The organism is uncultured Gimesia sp., assembly GCF_963976445.1.
Taxonomy (GTDB): domain Bacteria; phylum Planctomycetota; class Planctomycetia; order Planctomycetales; family Planctomycetaceae; genus Gimesia.
Genome location: NZ_CAXBKP010000003.1, coordinates 36,825 through 55,840 on the forward strand (window position 1 = coordinate 36,825; position 19,016 = coordinate 55,840).

General features: G+C 50.3%; 11 protein-coding genes. 6 read left to right on the forward strand and 5 right to left on the reverse strand.

The window, feature by feature from the left end; all coding sequences use genetic code 11:
* The first annotated feature begins 270 nt into the window (after window positions 1–270).
* From AAC022_RS04710 to AAC022_RS04725, 4 genes are all read left to right on the forward strand, one after another.
* Window positions 271–3,780 carry a DUF1553 domain-containing protein gene (locus tag AAC022_RS04710; RefSeq protein ID WP_339728492.1) on the forward strand — a complete coding sequence of 1,170 codons (3,510 nt, stop codon included), beginning with the start codon at window positions 271–273 and terminating at the stop codon, window positions 3,778–3,780.
* Window positions 3,781–3,868: 88 nt separating this feature from the next.
* Window positions 3,869–5,194 carry a DUF1501 domain-containing protein gene (locus AAC022_RS04715; protein WP_339728494.1) on the forward strand — a complete coding sequence of 442 codons (1,326 nt, stop codon included), beginning with the start codon at window positions 3,869–3,871 and terminating at the stop codon, window positions 5,192–5,194.
* A gap of 214 nt (window positions 5,195–5,408) precedes the next feature.
* Window positions 5,409–9,116: an FG-GAP-like repeat-containing protein gene (locus tag AAC022_RS04720; RefSeq protein ID WP_339728495.1), complete on the forward strand. Its 3,708-nt coding sequence runs from the start codon at window positions 5,409–5,411 to the stop codon at window positions 9,114–9,116.
* An 89-nt stretch (window positions 9,117–9,205) separates the two neighbouring features.
* On the forward strand, window positions 9,206–10,042 hold the full coding sequence (locus AAC022_RS04725; protein ID WP_339728496.1) for an NHL repeat-containing protein: 837 nt from the start codon (window positions 9,206–9,208) through the stop codon (window positions 10,040–10,042).
* A 30-nt stretch (window positions 10,043–10,072) separates the two neighbouring features.
* Here AAC022_RS04725 and AAC022_RS04730 read toward each other — a convergent pair whose 3' ends face one another.
* From AAC022_RS04730 to AAC022_RS04750, 5 genes are all read right to left on the reverse strand, one after another.
* On the reverse strand, window positions 10,073–10,927 hold the full coding sequence (locus AAC022_RS04730; protein ID WP_339728497.1) for a hypothetical protein: 855 nt from the start codon (window positions 10,925–10,927) through the stop codon (window positions 10,073–10,075).
* A 133-nt stretch (window positions 10,928–11,060) separates the two neighbouring features.
* On the reverse strand, window positions 11,061–12,581 hold the full coding sequence (locus AAC022_RS04735) for a VCBS repeat-containing protein (RefSeq protein WP_339728498.1): 1,521 nt from the start codon (window positions 12,579–12,581) through the stop codon (window positions 11,061–11,063).
* On the reverse strand, window positions 12,581–13,732 hold the full coding sequence (locus AAC022_RS04740; protein ID WP_339728499.1) for an SGNH/GDSL hydrolase family protein: 1,152 nt from the start codon (window positions 13,730–13,732) through the stop codon (window positions 12,581–12,583). Before AAC022_RS04740 ends, AAC022_RS04735 begins: the two co-directional genes overlap by 1 nt.
* A 126-nt stretch (window positions 13,733–13,858) precedes the next feature.
* Window positions 13,859–14,455: an NAD(P)H-dependent oxidoreductase gene (locus AAC022_RS04745; protein ID WP_339728500.1), complete on the reverse strand. Its 597-nt coding sequence runs from the start codon at window positions 14,453–14,455 to the stop codon at window positions 13,859–13,861.
* 255 nt (window positions 14,456–14,710) lie between these two features.
* Window positions 14,711–15,721 (reverse strand): DUF1559 domain-containing protein, encoded by a 1,011-nt coding sequence (locus tag AAC022_RS04750; RefSeq protein ID WP_339728501.1) that lies wholly within the window; start codon window positions 15,719–15,721, stop codon window positions 14,711–14,713.
* 462 nt (window positions 15,722–16,183) lie between these two features.
* On the opposite strand from AAC022_RS04750, the gene AAC022_RS04755 reads away from it, so the two are divergent.
* Together AAC022_RS04755 and AAC022_RS04760 are read left to right on the forward strand one after the other, a co-directional pair.
* Window positions 16,184–17,611, forward strand: coding sequence for a HAMP domain-containing sensor histidine kinase (locus AAC022_RS04755; RefSeq protein WP_339728502.1), 1,428 nt, complete (start codon window positions 16,184–16,186; stop codon window positions 17,609–17,611).
* A complete protein-coding gene (locus AAC022_RS04760) occupies window positions 17,589–19,001 on the forward strand; it encodes a sigma-54 dependent transcriptional regulator (RefSeq protein WP_339728503.1) in 1,413 nt (470 codons plus the stop codon). The genes AAC022_RS04755 and AAC022_RS04760 overlap by 23 nt, the downstream gene beginning before the upstream one ends.
* Window positions 19,002–19,016: the final 15 nt, after the last annotated feature.

Here is a 19,016-nt window from a genome sequence, read left to right on the forward strand (position 1 = left end):
GGCAGTTTCGGCCTTCAGAATACGCCTGAAAGCGCGGAATCTCACAAAAAGGGGGGCGCTCTCGCAATAATTTCACAAATTCACCGATCAGGTTATAATTTAGAGTGAGATCATCCTCTGCATCGGTATATTCTTATAGATCACGATTGATATAAAAGTGACATCCTTGTGTACAGTATTGTTTGTGGGGTCGGAAATACCCGGTTTTCACAAAACTCGCCTGCTGTGATATCTCTTCCGAGAACCTGATTTTATCTGGAATTGCCTGCTATGAACTATTTGGCATTCGTTAAGAGTTTCTTTTCCCTCCTGATTGTTTCGCTCGCCCTGCCTTTATTTCCGAGCCTGTCAGTCGCCCAAAAACCAAAAGTCGCCGATAAACCGAAAGCCCAAAAACCAAAACAAGAGAAGAAAACACCGGCTACTTACCGTGAGCTGATTCTTTCAGGGAAACCGACCGTCTACTGGAACTTCGAACAACGATCCAAAGAGGGATATGTCGGCGTTCAAACCACCGCAAATAAAACAGCAAATAAAACAGCGAAGAAAGAGGACAAAAAAACGGAACCTGTCATCGCGCTGGAAAGCGGCAAGTTGCTTGAAGCAGCGGCAGGCCCGCGTCCTTCTGAGTTCCCGCTCTTCAGTTCCAAAAATCAGGCTGCTCACTTCAAACCGGGATCCGGATTTCTCCGCGTGGTAGATCCAGGCGAGAAAAGTTACCTCGATTTCACTGCCGGTGATGCGATCACGCTTGAAGCCTGGGTGAACCTCAACTCAACACAAGCAGGCCGACATTACTATATTATTGGTAAAGGTCGTACGGGCCGAAAAGGAGTCGCTCGGGATAACCAGAATTATGGGTTGAGAGTGACTGGTTCGGAACTCAGTTTTCTGTTTCGTGGTCAACCAGAAAAGAAGGATGTCAAACCAGACTATCATCGTTGGACATCCAAAGGCGCCGGCATCAGTTCGCAGAATTGGCATCATGTTGCCGTCACATATACATTCGGGAAAAAGAAAAGTCTGAAAGCATATATTGATGGGAAGGCTGTTTCCGGCAAGTGGGATATGGGCGGTGATACCACACTGGCTCCGGTCGTGGATAATGATGAACTCTGGATCGGTTCTTCAATGGGAGGCTCTGCCAATAGTTCCTTTGATGGACGACTCGATGAAGTCGCCCTCTATCGAACTGCTCTCTCGGCAAAACAAATTGCGTCTCACTTTAAATATGTTGCTCCTCAGCCTCGCATTGATTGGACTGCGGTTCCCTCAGACCGGGTTCAGGTTGATATCTATGAAGGCGTTCCTAATCGAAAGTCCTGGAGCTTCCGCCCACCCCGTTTTTCAGAGTCAATCACTCAACCCCATTTTGCATTGCTTGAAATGCCCATTAAGTATTCCAGTCGGGGTTTAAGGGCAGATCGTTCTGGACCATTTCTAGTTCGCGCGATGTCTCATGTTACCATCCCCAAAGGAAAAAAGCGGATTTTAGTTCGCGCCCGTAATGCTTCGCGGCTTTATATTGATGACAAATTAGTCGCTGAAACGGGATTCCACAAAATATCTGGCAGTGCCCACGGTCATGTGTTTAAGGTAGATCGCAGTCTGGCTCCCCAGATTCGTCCATTACATCGTGGTGATCAGGAAAAAGTAATTGAGTATACCAGTGATGGTAAACCGCATCGCGTCCGTTTTGAAATGTTTGTCGGCGGTTTCGGTCATCGGCCTGACTTCGGTGAAACGGCCATCTTCGTCGGTGATCCTGGTAAAGACTTTCAGTTGCTTTCGAAGAATGATGAGGTCATTTGGTTGACCGACGAGAGTTGGGTGCCCTTCGAACGCAAATTCCGCTACTCGCTCATTGCCGTTAATGCACAGCGTCGGCAGGAAGGGGCTGCCAAAGAAGCCCAATACTGGGAATGGCGACACAAGCTGGCCAAAGAAGATACACTCAAGCAGCCTCAGGTCAAAGTACCTGCCTCTGCGAAAGGACTGCGGGCCAACAACGCCATCGATCATTTCATCAATCGACGGCTGGCAAAAGAGAAAGCGTCTCAATCACCTCCGCTGAATGATCTCGCTTTCTTGCGGCGTTTATCCCTTGATACTACGGGAACCGTACCTTCTCCTGAATTGGTTCAAGAGTATCTGGCCAACAAACCGGAAACCCGCCGCGCATTTGCGATGGAGCGTCTGATCAATGATTCCGGCTGGGCAGACAACTGGGTCGGCTATTGGCAGGATGTATTGGCCGAGAACCCGAACGTTATTAAACCAACATTAAATAATTCAGGGCCTTTCCGCTGGTGGATTCACGAGTCATTTTACGACAATAAACCCTTCGATCGTTTTCTGACCGAACTGGTGATGATGGAAGGCAGTAAATACTTTGGGGGACCTGCTGGCTTCGAAATGGCTTCGCTGAACGATGCCCCAATGGCAGCCAAAGCGCACATCGTTGGTCAGACCTTTCTGGGCTTGAACATGAAATGTGCTCGCTGCCATGATGCACCGTTTCATGATTTCAAACAACGTGATCTCTTTAGTCTGGCGGCCATGTTAAAGCGGACTCCACAGGGAGTTCCCAAAACAAGTTCGGTTCCCGGTTTTGATTTCAAATCGAATTCGATGCTCATCTCAGTCACCCTTCTGCCGGGAGAGAATGTGCCTCCGAAATGGACGTTTGAAGAACTGGTCAAGCCCGGCAAGTTTCCCGAAAACTATCTGCGTTCATCCAAAGACACCCGCGAGCAACTGGCGGCCATTATTACCTCTCCGCAGAACGAACGTTTTGCTAATGTGATTGTGAACCGGGTCTGGAAACGGTATCTCGGTCAGGGACTGGTCGAGCCCGTTGACGACTGGGATGGCCAGGAGCCGTCGCATCCTGAGCTGCTTAAATACCTCTCACAACAATTCGTGATACATGGATATGACTTGAAGTATCTGGCACGTTTGATTTTTGAATCGGACCTGTATCAGCGACAGGTGGCAACCGATATTACCAAAATTCAATCACTGGTTGATTCGACCTATAATTTTTCCTCACCGGTTTTACGCCGTATGGAAGCCGAGCAAATTCTGGATTCGATGTTCGCCATTTGCGGTAAGCCTTTGAATGCAGGGCGAATGTGTATTGATGTCGACGGTGCACTGAATTATCCCACCGCACTCGATCTGGGATCACCCCGTCGTGCCTGGGAATTCACATCACCGTCCAACGAGCGGGATCGTCCCAGTCTGGCGCTTCCCTTTGGTCAGCCATTTATTACATTGCTGAAAACGTTTGGCTGGCGGGATACGAGACAGAACCCGATGACCGTCCGTGAGTATACGTCGACGGCATTGCAACCGGCGATTCTTGCGAATGGCGTGGTTGGAAAACGTTTCACACGACTTTCAGACGATAGTGATTTTACGACGCTCACCTTGCAGGAACAGCCTGTGGAAGAGTTGGTCAAGCAGACCGTGATGAAAACACTCACGCGCGAACCAACGGACAGTGAGCTGCACATGTTTGTCGATCTACTCCAGCCCGGCTATGCGGAGCGCATCAACGCGAATGCCAAAATTGTCATCCCCGAATCTTTACCACGGAACTTGGTGGGCTGGTCAAACCATTTGAGCCCCCGGGCCAATGAAATTAAAGTCGAACTACAGGAAGCCGTTAAAGAAGGAGATCCGCCAACACAGCGTCTGCAGGACGACTGGCGGAGTCGCTATGAAGATGTACTTTGGACGCTGCTGAATTCTCCGGAATTTATCTTTGTTCCTTAGTACTGAAAATAAACAGCGCTGAAAATCAACAGTGCCAAAAATGAACTTACTTATTACAACGTTTCACAAATCATAATAAGAGTAGATCATGAACGAATTTCATTCAACGCGTCGCGATTTTTTACGACAGGCTTCTGTTACGGGTCTGGCGGCTTCCGCTTTGGGATCTCCCTGGCAGCAGCTGCTGGCCTCCGAAAAACATGGAGCCAAAAAACTGCCAATGCCTGTCGGAAAAGCAGAGCATTGTATTATGGTCTGGCTAGGCGGCGGTTCCTGTTCTATTGATACCTGGGACCCGAAACGCAAAGGGGATGCGAAAGCAAAGAAGGCCGGTTCGTACTACAATCCGATTCCCACTGCGATCAAGGGAACCGATGTTTGTGAGCATCTTTCCAAGTGTGCACCGATTCTGGATCGATTCAACATCGTCCGCAGCGTGCATCACGAAGTGATTGACGAACACGCCGCCGCAACGAACCGCATGCATACCGGACGACCGACTACGGGTACGATTACTTACCCCTCTGTTGGCTCGGTCATCGCGCATAAAAGAGGCGCTGCCAGCGAACATGCACCCGCTTATGTGCTGATCGGTTATCCCAACGTCACCCGTGGTCCTGGGTTTTTGGGCAGCAAAGCCGGTTATGTTTATCTGACCGATACGAGCGCCGGGCCAAGTGGTTTCACGCGATCGTCGCGTGTCAATCAAAGTCGACAAGACCGTCGCGAACGTCTGCTGTCAAAAATGCGAGCCGAATACCGTCAGAACAGTGTCGGCGGCCAGACAATTCAGGATTACGATCAATCGGTGGCTGAAGCACTTCGGCTGTCAGGCCCTGAGTTCATGAAAGTCTTCCAGTTAGACAATGAAAAAAGCGATCTGCGCAACGCCTACGGCGGTGAGTTCGGGCAACGCTGCCTCCTCTCGCGACGCTTAATCCAGTCAGGCGTGCGATTCATCGAAGTTTCTCACAACTTAAATTTTGTGAATGGGACCGGTTGGGATACCCATAACGACGGACAGCTCAATCAGCATCTGCTAATTCAAGAACTGGATTCTGCATTGTCAGCACTCGTGCTCGATCTGGAACAGAACAAACTACTCGACAAAACATTGATTGTCGTCGCATCCGAATTCGGTCGTCCTGCCTCATTCGATTCCGGCGGAGGTCGCGGTCATCAATCCAAAGCCTTCAGCGTGGCGCTGGCAGGCGGTGGTTTGCAGAATGGGAAAACCATCGGCGTGACCGACGAACTAGGTAGCTCCATCGTTTCGCGTCCGGTCTCCGTGCCCGATCTGCACGCAACCATCTATAGTGCGTTGGGTATCGACCCTACCGAAGAACTCTTCTCAGGCGATCGCCCCGTGCCAATTACCGATATGGGAGAACCTGTACGGGAACTGTTCGGTTAAACCAGCTCACGTTGAAACTCTGACTTACTTAAAAAAGGATGGTTCCCAGATGGCCATCCTTTTTTATTTTCCTGAATATCAGCGAAACAGAGTACTTCTGAACGTAAAGCAAGCATGTCACGGCTGACATTCGCACTCAGGATCGGTATCCTTTGAGACAATGATTTTCGATTTCGTTTATTGAACGAAGGTTTTTAACTCAAAGGATTGCTCGATGGCATCTCGATCATCCCACTTTACGATCATTGCGGCCGTGGTTCTTTTTTTAGGGACTTTGGCACTGTTTTTAACCGTCAAAGCGCCTCCTCAACAACAAGAGGGACCTGCTGCGCTGGAGCCGATCTCCTACGAAAAAGCAGAGGAACTGCTGCGATATAAAAATGAAGGCATCGCCTACCTCGAAAACGAGCGCTATGCAGACAGCGATGCGTTACTGGAGCGTTTAACCGAAGAACTTCCCACACAGCAAATCGGCTTTCGTGATTTAACGATCTGTCGTTTGCTACAGCTCACGCCCGAAAAAGTATCCGCTCAGCCGGAAGGGCAGAAATTTGCGAAGCAGGCCCTCAATTCCGTAAATCAGTTAATCCAGATTGCCTCTGATTCCGCCATCAGCTACGTCCTGTCTGCTCGCATTCATGTTGCGCTCGGCCAAACACCACAGGCACTGAAGGAATTCCAGCGTGCGATTGAACAGAACCCTCAAGACGCGGCGATCTGGTTTGAACTGTCGCAGGCACAAAAACAGAGTGCTGATCCAGCACTGCAAGTAGCATCGAAAGCATCACTGGCAAAGGCCTGGGAACTGCAACCAGAGAACCTGTTTCTATCACTCGATTATCTGCAGGTTATAGCAGATCAGAAGACAGCGCAGGCGACACCTGTCTTCGAAAAAATTAAAGAGTTGGCGGCTCCCTTAGTAGACAGTGTCAAAGATCATACACGGCTCGATTTGAACAAACTGATCAATGACTCTTTGACAGCGATTATGGATCAGCAGTGGAACGTCGTACTTCGCAACGCACGCATTTTGAGAAATGTACTGATTGCGGAAGATCTGGTAAAAAGCGATCGCCGCCGCGTCGAACAGAATCCACTCGAATTTGTGATCCACGATTTCCCCCCCGCGTTCTATACTGCCGTCGAGTGGCCTGCGCAACAAAAACCGCTGTCGGTGAAGTTTACAGACGCCGGTTCACTGCAATTTGCTAATGGGACACCTTCCGAAATCAAAGATCTACAGATTGCCGACTTCGATCTGGATGGCAAACCCGACTTAATACTTCTAACCGCCAAAGATGTTTCTGTCTTCAATCGGAATGCAGACGGGACTTGGAAACTGATCACGCAACAAGCCTGTGCTGGCGATTATTCCGAAGTCCACGCGGTGGATCTCGATGCGGATGTGCAACAGTTAAACCAGCCCGCGACTACTGAAAAAACAGAACAGAAGGTCTCTTCGATTGCACCCTCCCGCGATGCCGACCTCGATTTGGTACTTGCCGGTAAATCAGGATTCAAAGTCTTTGAGAATCTAGGAGACACAAAAACCGGACAGCGATCACTGGTTCTGAAAGCGCAGAAAACAACATTGGAGACACTTACCGATGTTCTGGCGATCAATTTCTCAGATCTGGATCATGACGGAGACCTGGATCTGGTGGCTTCAACTTCCACAGGTCTGTCACTCTGGTCGAATCGAGGTGATTTTTCGTTTCAGGATATCAGCGCCAATTCTCAACTGCCTCCAGTTGATCTGGCGGCGACTTCGATTGTACGTGTCGACTGGGATCGCGATGTCGATCTCGATCTGATCTTATGTAGTCGCCAGTCCAGGCAGGCTGGCTATCTGGAAAATCTGCGGCACGGTCGCTTTCGCTGGCGATTATATACTGAGAACGAACAACAGTCCGCCGTCAATCAGTTCGAAGAGTGCCGCCTGGCAGACTTCGACTTGAACGGCTCGTGGGATCTGATTGGCGTGAGCGGAACCGATTTGATGCTGGCCGAGACGAATCGGCCCCTGCCTGGCACCGTGCAGATTGCCAGTGTGCAGACCATCAAAGCGGCAGCGCCTGTCAACACAGAGGGAACCCTCTTACAGACTGGCGACCTGAATAACGATGGCGTGCTGGACCTGCTTGCGTCGAGTGCTAACGGACTACAACTCTGTCTGGGAACCGCTGAGCGAAAAGCAGAGCAGACAGCGTATCTGAAAGACCAGGAGATCACATTCTCAAAGCCAATTCAAAAAGTTCTGCTCTATGACCTGAATCAGGATGGTAGTCTCGATGTGATTGCGCTCGCGGAGAACGAACTGATTCAGTGGCAAAATCAAGGCAACGACAATCATTGGATTGATATCTCACTCCGCGCCGAGCAGATCAAAGGCGAACTCAAGTCGGCCAGCGGCCGCGTGAATCATTATGGCATCGGCAGCCTGTTGGAACTACGTAGCGGCGCCATTTATCAACCGCAGATCGTAGCCGGTCAATCGACTCACTTCGGGCTTGGGAAACAGACGGTCGCTGAAGCAATCCGTGTCTTATGGACCAACGGTATCCCCGTGAACATCATCAACGCCAAAACCGATCAGCGGATTTATGAGAAGCAGACACTGATGGGCTCCTGTCCCTACCTCTATACCTGGGACGGCGAACAATTTTCGTTTTACACCGATTTACTCTGGGCGGCGCCGATTGGTCTGCAGTTTGGTAAAGGGATTGTCGCTCCCTGCCGTGACTGGGAGTTTCTCAAAATTGATGGAGACCGTTTGAAAGCAAAAGATGGTTTCTATGAGTTGCGGATCACCGAAGAACTTTGGGAAGCCGGTTACTTTGACACCGTCCAACTGATGGCCATTGACCATCCGGATGATGTGGAAATATTCTCGAATGAAAAAGTGGGCCCCCCTGATCTGGCTGCGTTTAAGATTCATACCGCGCAACGTCCGCAAACGCCGGTCGCCGCCGTCAATCACAAGGGCCGCGACGTTTTGCCTGAGATCAAAGAGGCCGACGATGTTTATGCGAAAACGTTCGACGAAAAATATCGACAGGGGCTGACCGAAGACCACATTCTGGAGCTGGACCTGAATACCAAGGCTGTGCAGAATACGAAAACGGCGCCCCGGATGAAACTGTTTCTGACCGGCTGGATTTATCCGACAGACACGGGAATTAACTTGGCACTATCGGAAAATCCATCCATGCCGTCCCCCCGGCCTCCTTCGTTGTCGGTGCCTGATGCAAAGGGGGAATGGAAAACCATCAAACCATTCATGGGCTTTCCTGGCGGGAAGACGAAAACGATCGTCGTTGATTTGACAGATCAGTTTCTGACGAACGATTATCGCGTGCGGATCGAAACAAACATGGAGTTTTATTGGGATCAGGTCTTTTTCACTGTGGACGAACCATCGGCTGAATTGATAACAAGCGCCTTACCATTGGAATCTGCGACATTAAAGCATCGCGGATTTTCTGCTCCGATCATTCATCCGGGAAATGGCCCGGAACGATATGACTATCAGAGTCTGTCAACCAGCATTCAGTGGCCGCCAATGCAGGGAGGCTTTACTCGCTATGGCGATGTGAAGCCGCTAGTGGAATCCGCCGACAATCGACTGGTGATTATGGGGTCGGGGGATGCGATGCAGCTTCGATTTGCTGTCCCATCAGAACCTGTAAAACCGGGTTGGAAACGAGATTTTATCCTGCATAACGTTGGCTGGGACAAGGACGCCAATCTGCATACGATTCTGGGTCAGTCGGTGGAACCGCTCCCATTTCGGGAGATGCGGGGCTATCCCTATCCTACCCAGCCGTATCCGGATGATAAGGTGCTGCAGCAGGATCGGGAACAATATCATACGCGTCAACTGGACAGTGCCCGCTTCTGGAACTATCTGCAGAAACCCTAAGCGGCATTTCATGAGTGCATTTGCCCGGCTGTTACGATAAAATAGGGGCGAACTTTTTCATTTCTCATATCAATCAGGTATACCACACGATGCAGTATTTCCTTCGTAGCATTTCCGTCGTTCTGCTGTTTCTCTGCACGACTAACGTCAGTCAGTCAGCCGAGATGTTGTATCCTCTGTCAGTTGCAGCCGCCGACAAAGGCCCCGTCTATGTGGCCGATCGGAAGCTACCGGGAATCTGGAGTGTGGAGAACGGCAAAGCCGCCAGTTTTTTCACTGGCTCCAAAGTCTTTCGCACTCCTTTGAATGCCGTTCGTTGTGTGACGGTTGACCCGCAAGGGCGGGTACTTGCCGGCGATTCGTCGACACGGGAAATCTACCGTTTCGAAAAGGCAGGCGACAAGCCGACGCCTTTAACCAACGGGGGGATTGGAATTCCCATGGATGTCGTCGTCACCAAAAGTGGCGATCTGTTAGTCTCAGATCTCGAATTGCATCGGATCTGGAAAGTCCCTGCAGCCGGAGGCAAACCAACTCTGTATGCCGAAGTCAGTGCGCCTCGTGGTCTGGCTCTAGATCAGGCGGAAAATCTCTGGGTCGTTTCAGGTACTGCAGACCAACTGCTGAAAGTGGCTCCTGATGGAAAAGTAACCGTCGTCGTCAAAGGTCGCCCCTTTAACTTTCCCCATGACGTCGTGGTACTCGAAGATGGGACCGCGATCGTCAGCGACGGCTACGAGAAAGCACTCTGGAAAGTCACCCCCGACGGGAAAACAGAAAAATGGGTCTCCGGAGAACCATTCAAAAACCCGGTCGGTATCGCGCTCTCGGGAAAAAACATCTTGGTCGCCGATCCACATGCCAAAACGGTCTTCTCCGTCAACCTGGAAAAGAAGGTTACCGATTTACTGAAGTCGGGGAAGTAACCGCTGGCACACCAGTTTGAACAAAACGATTTACTTCAGGGGTGCCTCAACGGGGATCGACCCCTTGGGCAGTTCAGCCGACTGTCTCGGGATCGGTTTTGTCATAGGTAGAGGATCGAAAAGCAGTTGGCCAGAAGTAAAGCTGCAAGCGGCAAAGATCAGAAAACAGCCGGTTAATAAGGCCTGCGCTACTGTTTTTCTCTGCGGGAGTCGACGCAGTTGCAAGGCGATCAGGTAACCTGCGAAGCTGTAAGACATTAGGGAAATGATCAACCATTTTCGTGGCGCAATTCTTTCGCTGACATGCCCTGACAGTTTCAGTTGTGCTGCCAGCTGACGGATGACGAGATCAATCTGGTCGATATATCCGGCCACAAGATAGAGTAGTGCGATGACCAGGGGCATCCAATATAAAAGAAAAAAAGTAAGACCACGCGCGCTGGGCGTATCGAGATTAAATAGAAAAGGCAACGGAGTCCGATTGGGACGTCTGTGGTATGCTCCCAGCTGGATCCATTGCTCCACAAAAATATGTAGGTAGGCCGTCATCCCGAATAGAATCAACAAACCAAAAATAGTAAATGTGCCAAAGTCGACCCGGACACTCACAAAGGGAAGCGTAACATTGTCTGGCGGAATCAGATTCAGCGACTCTAAAGACTTGACTCCATTCGTGGCTTCCAGAATGACGAGCAGAGAAAAGAAACAATAACTGATGAGTAGAAACAGAGTCCGGCGAATGGTGCGCGAGACTTCATCATGCTGTCTCTGCCAGGCCGAGTCCCCTTCTGCTGTTCGTGGAAAATGCTGAATGGTACGTGCCGGATAGAGCCAGCGAAACAGCCAGATACTACGGTTGGCAGGGCGTTGAATGAGTTGGTTCATGTGAATGCTTCAGGTCGGTTCGGAAACGGTGCAGGCAGTTGATCATAACTTGATACAAAACTGATTTTGGAACGCTTCCATTATCATACTCTGGATTTGGCCAGGTGTATACACATGGCGTGTGTTGAAAATTTCACTCCGATTTCACAGGCCCCTCGTTCCACCAGATCGAAAACCATTCGGCAGGCGATGCCTGGTCAGTCTCGCGCGGCTCAAAATTTCCGACTGCCAGGTCCAGGTCTCCGTCAGCATCGAAGTCACCTGCTTCAATGACCGCATGCTGCCCGTGGGAATAATCGAGCGGATGCGGAATAAACTCGCCTGGTTTCTGTTGCTCGTACCACACGATAGTATTTCGTGGTTCCTGATAGTCCCAGGTCATCGTGCAGGCGGCGAGATCGATGTCACCATCGCCGTCGAAGTCGCCATGCGTGGCACAATAGGCGCCCGTTAGTGGCGCAATGCGGTGATGCCGAAACGGAAACGAGCCCGTGTTTTCCAGCCATTGCAGCGAATGGCTGGGGCGGAGTTCGAAACTATCCATCGTATCGCCGTTCGTGTAGAGCAAATCGAGATTGCCATCCTGATCAAGATCCACCAGCGAGATGCTGGACGAACCATAGGCGGGATCGGGGGCCTGATAAACGGTCTCCTTTTTGAAGTGGCCGGCGCCCTGATTGATAAATGCGACGATGATTTCATGTTCCTGCGAGAACAGTGTAACGAAATCGAGCAAACCATCCTGATTGAAATCGGTAATCAGCATATGACTGGCGCCATGCCGATCATCGAGCACCTGTAAATCGAATTGAAGGTCTGATATGGAGGGAGAGACGTTTTTCAGATACAGCAGCTGGCCCGTATTTTGCCAGCCAAATTCTGCCACGATGATGTCGAGATCGCCGTCCCCGTCAAAGTCTGCTGCTTTGGTATCGGCGACACGCCCCAGCCCCTCCTGAAGATGCTGTGGCTGATACTTCTGTGTTTTCTCGTCGAACTTCAACAGTGTGACTTTCCCCCGGTCGTGATCCTCTGGACCAAAACTGCCCAGGTCTGCGATGAGATAATCGTCGTGTTGGTCCTGGTTCAGATCGGCACGTTCAATGTGTGCCGGGTGCTTCAGTTTTGCTAGAGATTGAAAAGTGGGTTTGCCTGCAGTAAACAGTATGCGACCGATTTCGCCCGAACCCAGGTCGGTGATCAATAATTCTCCCGCACCCTCTTTGCCGGGACGCCAGTTCAAATCAGAAACGCCGGGAAGTTGGTTGGCTACTGAATTTTGAATTTCCTGTTTTCGAAATGAGACGGGACCGGGCAGGGGATTCACTATCTGCCCAGGCAGTGCATGTTTTTCAGGTGCCTGGGAAACGAAGTATTGAATCACTTCAGGCATCGGTGGTACGCGCAGCTGCTTGTGTTGGGACTGTTCATAGTGGGCATACTCGCGCGGTATCTGCAGTCGCCAGAATTCTTTCGTCAGAACATTCGGATCAGGGCAGAGGTGACAGCTGCCGCAGAAGCTTTGGATCTCGGCGTGAAATTCCTCATAGCGTGCATCCGAGGAGAGTACCGTTTTTTGTTGAGACGGCGGTTCCTGTTTCTCGCACGATAGAGGCAAAGCGAGCAACAGGAAAAAGCAGAGGCGCGTCCACATTATTTCGACTGTTGCTCAAGGATTGGCTTGAGCACTTTTTCGAAGGCATCCGCCTGTCGGAAGAAACCGAGATCAGTGGGATGTGAACTATCGACCGTGCCCTCAGTATCGTCGCCTAACAATCCATCGCCTTCCAGATAATACAGGTTCTTGACACCCTCTTTTTTCAGACGATCATAAGCTTCGCGGAGTGCCAGGCGGCTGGTACGATGTCGTTCCTGGCTGCTTTTCTTTAGATACGCATTCGAATAGGTGCGGTCTTCTACAAGCAGGATCGGCGTTTCCGGGTGGGCGGCCCGCAACGTTTTGACCAGTGGTTCAGTCTCTTTGGCAACGACGGAGGCTGTCACGTTTGGCAGGCAATCCATGATAAATACACTCGCGTCAAGTTCGGCAATCAGTTTGGCGACCTCCGGTTCCATGCGACCATTGCCGGAAAATCCGAGATTGATCACCGGGCGATTCAGTCGACGTCCCAGAATCGCAGTATGTACCATTCCCGTGCGGGACGCACATCCCCCCTGAGTGATCGACGTTCCCCAGAAGACCAGTGGCTTATCTTTACCTGTTTCACGCGTTGGTGCTTTCCAGAGTTGACTGGATTCAGGGACACCAATTTCCACCGATGTGACACCATTGTATAGTGGAAGATACAGAAAATATTCGCGTGTTCCCGGAATCAAATCCGAGATTAGAGTGACACTGTTTTCCTGTTTGGAAGGCTTGCCAACGGCCAGCCAGCGCCAGGTTCCTGATTCTGTTTTCACGTACAGGTCCAAGCCGCTCACGCCAGTCGCCGCCATATGGTTCATTGCCAGCGAGGGAGAGGTCAGTTTCCATTTGGCTTTAATCGTGGTGGCATCGGTAACAAAGCGGACGGCGATCCCTGCCGAATGTTTAGAGAGTGACCAGACAGGCGGACGAACAACGCCTTTGGCTTTCGCAGGCAAACGATGATAAAAGGCCTCTGTATCAGTCCAGCCCTTACCTTCCACACCAAGATCTGTGATGTCAAACCAATGTGTTTTGTCTTTCTCATCAACAGAGGACGGGGTGAGTGGCTGATCTGCTGCCATCGCTATTCGAAATGGCGATCCACAGAACAGCAGCGCCGCGATAATTGGTAATAGAAGGCGTTGTTTGAATTTCATGTTGATTCCTGTAGTCAACTCGGAAGTAATGATAAAAGGAGAGTCCCCTTCATCTTAACCACAGCAAATATGAAAAAGAAAGTAGACTATGCGGAATGAACGCGAAGTTTTTTCAAGTCGAATCGATTAAAAATCCATCTTGTTCAATTGAGCAATGAAGCTGGAGAGCTCTCGTCCCTGATCCAGAATTTGCTGCTGCCGTTTTTGATCTTTCAGATTGCCGGCCTCGTCGAATGCTTCATGGGCACTGGAGACAGCCGTCTGTGCAGGGAGCATGATACACCCCAAGCCTCCCAGAATGGCTCTTAAATGAACGAGCCCTCTCAGGCCTCCTAAGCCACCGGGCGAGGCACTCATGATCGAAACAACTTTGCCACGAAAGGCGGGTAGGGAACCGGGAGGATCACCTTCGTCAGCGCGGGTGGCCCAGTCTATGGAATTTTTCAATACCGCGGATAGTGAGCCATTGTATTCAGGGGAGGCGATCAGAATTCCGTCACAACCCACCAGCAGCTTCTTAAATTTGTGGGCGTGTTCGTTTTTCCCTTGCTTTGCTTCCAGGTCTTCATCAAACAATGGCATGGGATAATCGCGCAAGTCGATCACCGTCACATCGGCTCCTGCTTCTCGCGCTCCTTTGGCGGCAATCGCGACGAGGCGCTTATTATATGAATTCTCTCGGGTACTTCCTGCAAAAGCGACAACACGCGGTTGATAACTCATCGCTCTGAATCCTTTCCGTGTTAGCAGAATCCTCGATATCGTTTGCCTGTTTCATTGTTGTAGATTTACTGCTGTTTTTGAAAGGTAAGAGGGGGGTATTTCCTATAGTTTTAGAAATTGGTTGCATTTTCATTTATCAGGGAATGGACGTGATTCGATTTTTGAACAGCCATATCAAGTTCAATAAAAAAAGAGTTGATCTCAGGTCAGATCAACTCTTTCAGTTTCTATTTCGTTCAACTCGATGTTGGAGAATCAGAATTCGCCGAGCACCTCACCGTTCGCCCGCGTTCCTAACGCGCGCCAGATATCTAGCGAGATATTTTCGCTGATTGTACGAACTGAACCGTCCGCCAGAACCGCATTGACGACTCCGATATGATGGCTCCGCGAAGTAATGATCGCATAAGTCGGTGAGCCGGCGTTGCCATCTCGGCCTTCCTGCCAGGAATTGTAGTCGACGTCATATTCCGTTCCTGAGTCTGTGAACGGAACATAGGTGTTGGGGTTCATTGTGACGGTGAATCCAGTGTGGTGCACACGACCATCGGGCCATTCCGTATGTCCGGTTGCAGGATTCACTTTCAGACTTGAGCCTGATGCCGCCATGGTGGCTGCCTCGGATGCAGTATTGGGGATCGTTGTACTGGGGGGGCCAGCGTTGCGAGTATAAGGTTGCCAGCCTTTGACTTCCGAAGCCAGGAGTGTGTTGCTGGTACCATCGGTGAATGCCGCCATGGTCAAACTGGCATTCGGATAAAAGGCACCATTGCCTCCACTGCCATTGGTAGGATCAAAGACAAACCAGGTTCCATAGTTGAAACCGTAATTGGTGGGGTACAACTTGACTTTTCCGCCGCCGGGATCACGAACCTGATCACTTTTTGGATCACTGGGGCAGGCATAAACGGGAATTTTCAAACCATCAATGGCAGTTTGAAAGTCCCAGGCGATCGAGAGATCGACATTGTTATACAGGTTGCCTTGCTCCAGTAACGGTAAGATGCGGCCATGAACGCCCCATGAACCATTGCTGCCGGACGTGGACAAGGAAAGATCCACGCTTGCGCCGGGAGGCAGATAACGATAACTGCTGGCATAGTTGTGTACGGCCAGTCCCAGTTGTTTCAGATGATTTTTGCATTGCGTTCTGCGGGCCGCTTCGCGAGCCTGTTGTACTGCCGGCAGCAGCAAGGCGATTAAAATCGCGATGATAGCGATCACGACCAGTAATTCAATGAGTGTAAATCCACGTTTGTTGCGCATTTCAGCGATTCCTGTAGAGGTCTTTATTTTCGTTCTATTTCCAATATCCTATCTCTTAACGGGAGCAAAGCGTGTACCAAAGTCCTTGTTTTCAAGAGGCTTCCGTCAATTTCTGAGTCGCTGGTTCGGTTTGTAACGAGTTAGGACTCGATGACCGGATTTAGATTGCAGAAGTCTCCACAGAGGTGTCAGAGAAACAGACAGGGGCGCTGAAATTCACGACAGGTGGGTTGTTCGAATTGAGTAGAAGAACGTCATATTTAACAGGTCCACACAAGAATTCTGGCTGATCTGACAGGTTCATTGTATTTTATCCTCCCTGTTTGTCATAAAATAAGAAGAATCAGGGAAGTGTCCGTGGGACGAACCGGTGTTCGGAAGAAGGCTGGTTCAAAGTTTGCAGGATGCACATCACAGAATTCAAAACCGTTCTCATTTTAGTAAGAAAAGGCACTCCGATTGATGCGCTGGCCGTTGAGGTACCAGATTCTGATTCCAATGGTCGGCATCATGGTATGCGCCATTGTCAGTGTGACGCTATTACACGCCTATCTCTCGACCAATCAGATTAAGCTACAGATTCGTGATCAGTTCCGACAAATCGCACATACTTTAAACGAGGCCACGTTTCCGCTCACAGCAGCGGTTTTAAATCAAACCAAAGGCCTTTCCGGAGCTGATTTTATACTCGTCAATCAGCAGGGCGATGTACTGTCTTCAACCCGTCCTGATTTTATTCCCTCCACAGTCACACAGACTCCTCCCGAATGGAATGAGTTGCAGATTTCCGATGTGATTCAAACCGGAGACGCCCACTTTTTTCATTCTGTCGTGCAGATTCAACCCCGTGGTCGCACACAGATGCAACGGTATCTGCATATTTATTACCCGGTCAAGGAATATCGGGAAGCACTTTCGAATGCGATCTATCCTTCTCTCCTTGCAGGCAGCATCGCTTTAGTGATTGTTGCTTTTCTAGCGACTGTGATCGCTGCACGCGTCACACGTCCTTTGCAGCGACTTGATCGCAAAGTGGCACAGATAGCGCATGGAGATTTTCAGCCCATGGTCCTGCCAACCCGTGATGATGAGATTCGTGACTTGAGTATTTCCATCAACCGGATGGCAGAACTGTTAGGCGATTACGAAGACGAAGTTAAACGCAACGAACGATTGAAAACGTTGGGACAATTGCGGGGCGCCATCGCGCATCAATTGCGGAATGCTGTCACCGGGTGCCGCATCGCGCTCGATTTGCATCTCCGCAAATGCCCCGTCGATCAACAAGATGAAACCTTACAGGTAGCCAATCGTCAGTTGTGTATGATCGAACAATATCTACAGAGTTTTCTGGAGAATAAGGGGGGGCACTTTTCCAGTTTAGAACGAGTTAATCTGAGTGAAATCGTATCCAAAGTCATCAGTCTGGTCACGCCAACAGCCAGGCACTTCGGTATCGAAATTAAAGACGCGTCTGTTGCAGAAGAAATTATGATCCAGGGGGATGCCGAATCTCTGGAACAACTGATCTCTAACCTGCTGCTGAATGCCATTGAAGCAGCCGTTCCCGTTGAGTCAGAAAAAGGATTGGAATCAGCCGATCGCGGGCAGATCAGTATCCAACTGTTTCAAAGCGATTCGGAGTCTGTTACTTTGGAAGTACAGGATACAGGCCCCGGTCCGGAGCCTTCGATCGTGAATAAAATGTTTGAACCCCTGGTGACAGCCAAAAAAGATGGAACCGGGCTGGGTTTATTTGTGGCCAGAGAAATCGTGCAGAATCATGCCGGTGAGATCCGCTGGGAACGACGAAATCAGAAAACATGTTTTATCGTCGAGTTGCCTCTGGTAAATGTGGAGAAAGAGTGTGTCGAAACTACTAATTGTTGATGACGAAGAATCTATCTGTTGGGGGCTCAGCCAACTAGGCGAAAGCCACGGCCATCAGGTGATGACGGCTTCGACCGCAGAGCAGGCTTTAAGCCTGGCAGAAGAAGAACGCCCCGATGTTGTTGTGATGGATGTTCGCTTGCCCGGTATGGATGGGTTGACCGCCATGCAGGGGCTCTATGATCGTATCGGTCCGGTCCCCGTGATCGTGATTACGGCATACGGTGATTTGCAGACTGCAGTCGAAGCAGTCCGCAAGGGGGCCTTCGATTATATTGTGAAACCATTTGATTTGAATCAGATGGAACAGGTATTGGATAAAGCCATCAACGAATCGCGGCGCGAAGAACATTTGCCCGGTGAACCCCGTCAGGTAGAAGGTCTGGTTGGGTCTACGCCGGAGATGCAGAATGTGTTCAAGTCGATTGCATTGGTTGCTGGCTCCGAAGCGAGTGTGCTGCTTTCCGGAGAAAGCGGCACGGGAAAAGAGCTGGCGGCACAGGCCATTCATCGTTTCAGTGAACGTGCTTCCGGTCCTTTTGTAGCGGTGAATATTGCCGCGCTCAGTGAATCTCTGGCAGAAAGCGAACTGTTCGGCCACACGCAAGGCGCTTTCACCGGTGCCGACTCAGCGCGGGTCGGCTTTCTCGAACAGGCCGATCAGGGGACGCTGTTTTTGGACGAAGTCGCAGATATCCCGCTCTCGATACAGATCAAACTTTTAAGAGCACTTGAGGAAGGGGAAGTCTTGCCCGTCGGTTCGAATCAGCGTGTCAAAACCAATTTTCGAGTAATTGCTGCCTCGCACCGTAATCTGGAATCATTAATCAAACAGGGGAAATTTCGTCACGATCTCTATTTTCGATTGTGCACGTTTCAGATCGAGATCCCTCCTTTAAGATCGCGCGTAGGTGATATTCGTGTGCTCGCCGAATTTTTCCTGGAACGGTTTGTCGATCGCCAGACAGGTATGCAGCACCGTTTAACTCCGGAAACGATTGTCGAACTCGAACGACGTCCCTGGTATGGTAATGTACGTGAGTTGCGAAATGCGATTGAACATGCAGCGCTCCGGGCACGCGGAGGGACAATTTTACCCGAGGATCTACCGCCTCCCGTTTCTAAATCATTCCTGGGAATGGATGAAACCGAGACCGGTTCTGACGCACAGATCGCCGCGCTGCTCAAGCAGTGGGCCGAACAGCAACTGGCCGATCCTGAACAGGCAGCAGATATTTATGAGAAGTTGCTGGCATTGATCGAACCGCCCGTGATGGAAATCGCTTTAGACAAATTTCATGGGCAATGTGCGCCGGCCGCTCGTTGTCTGGGCTTGCATCGGACCACACTAAGTAAGAAACTGAAACAATACGGAATTGAAAATAGTTGATCTATTCTACTAAGG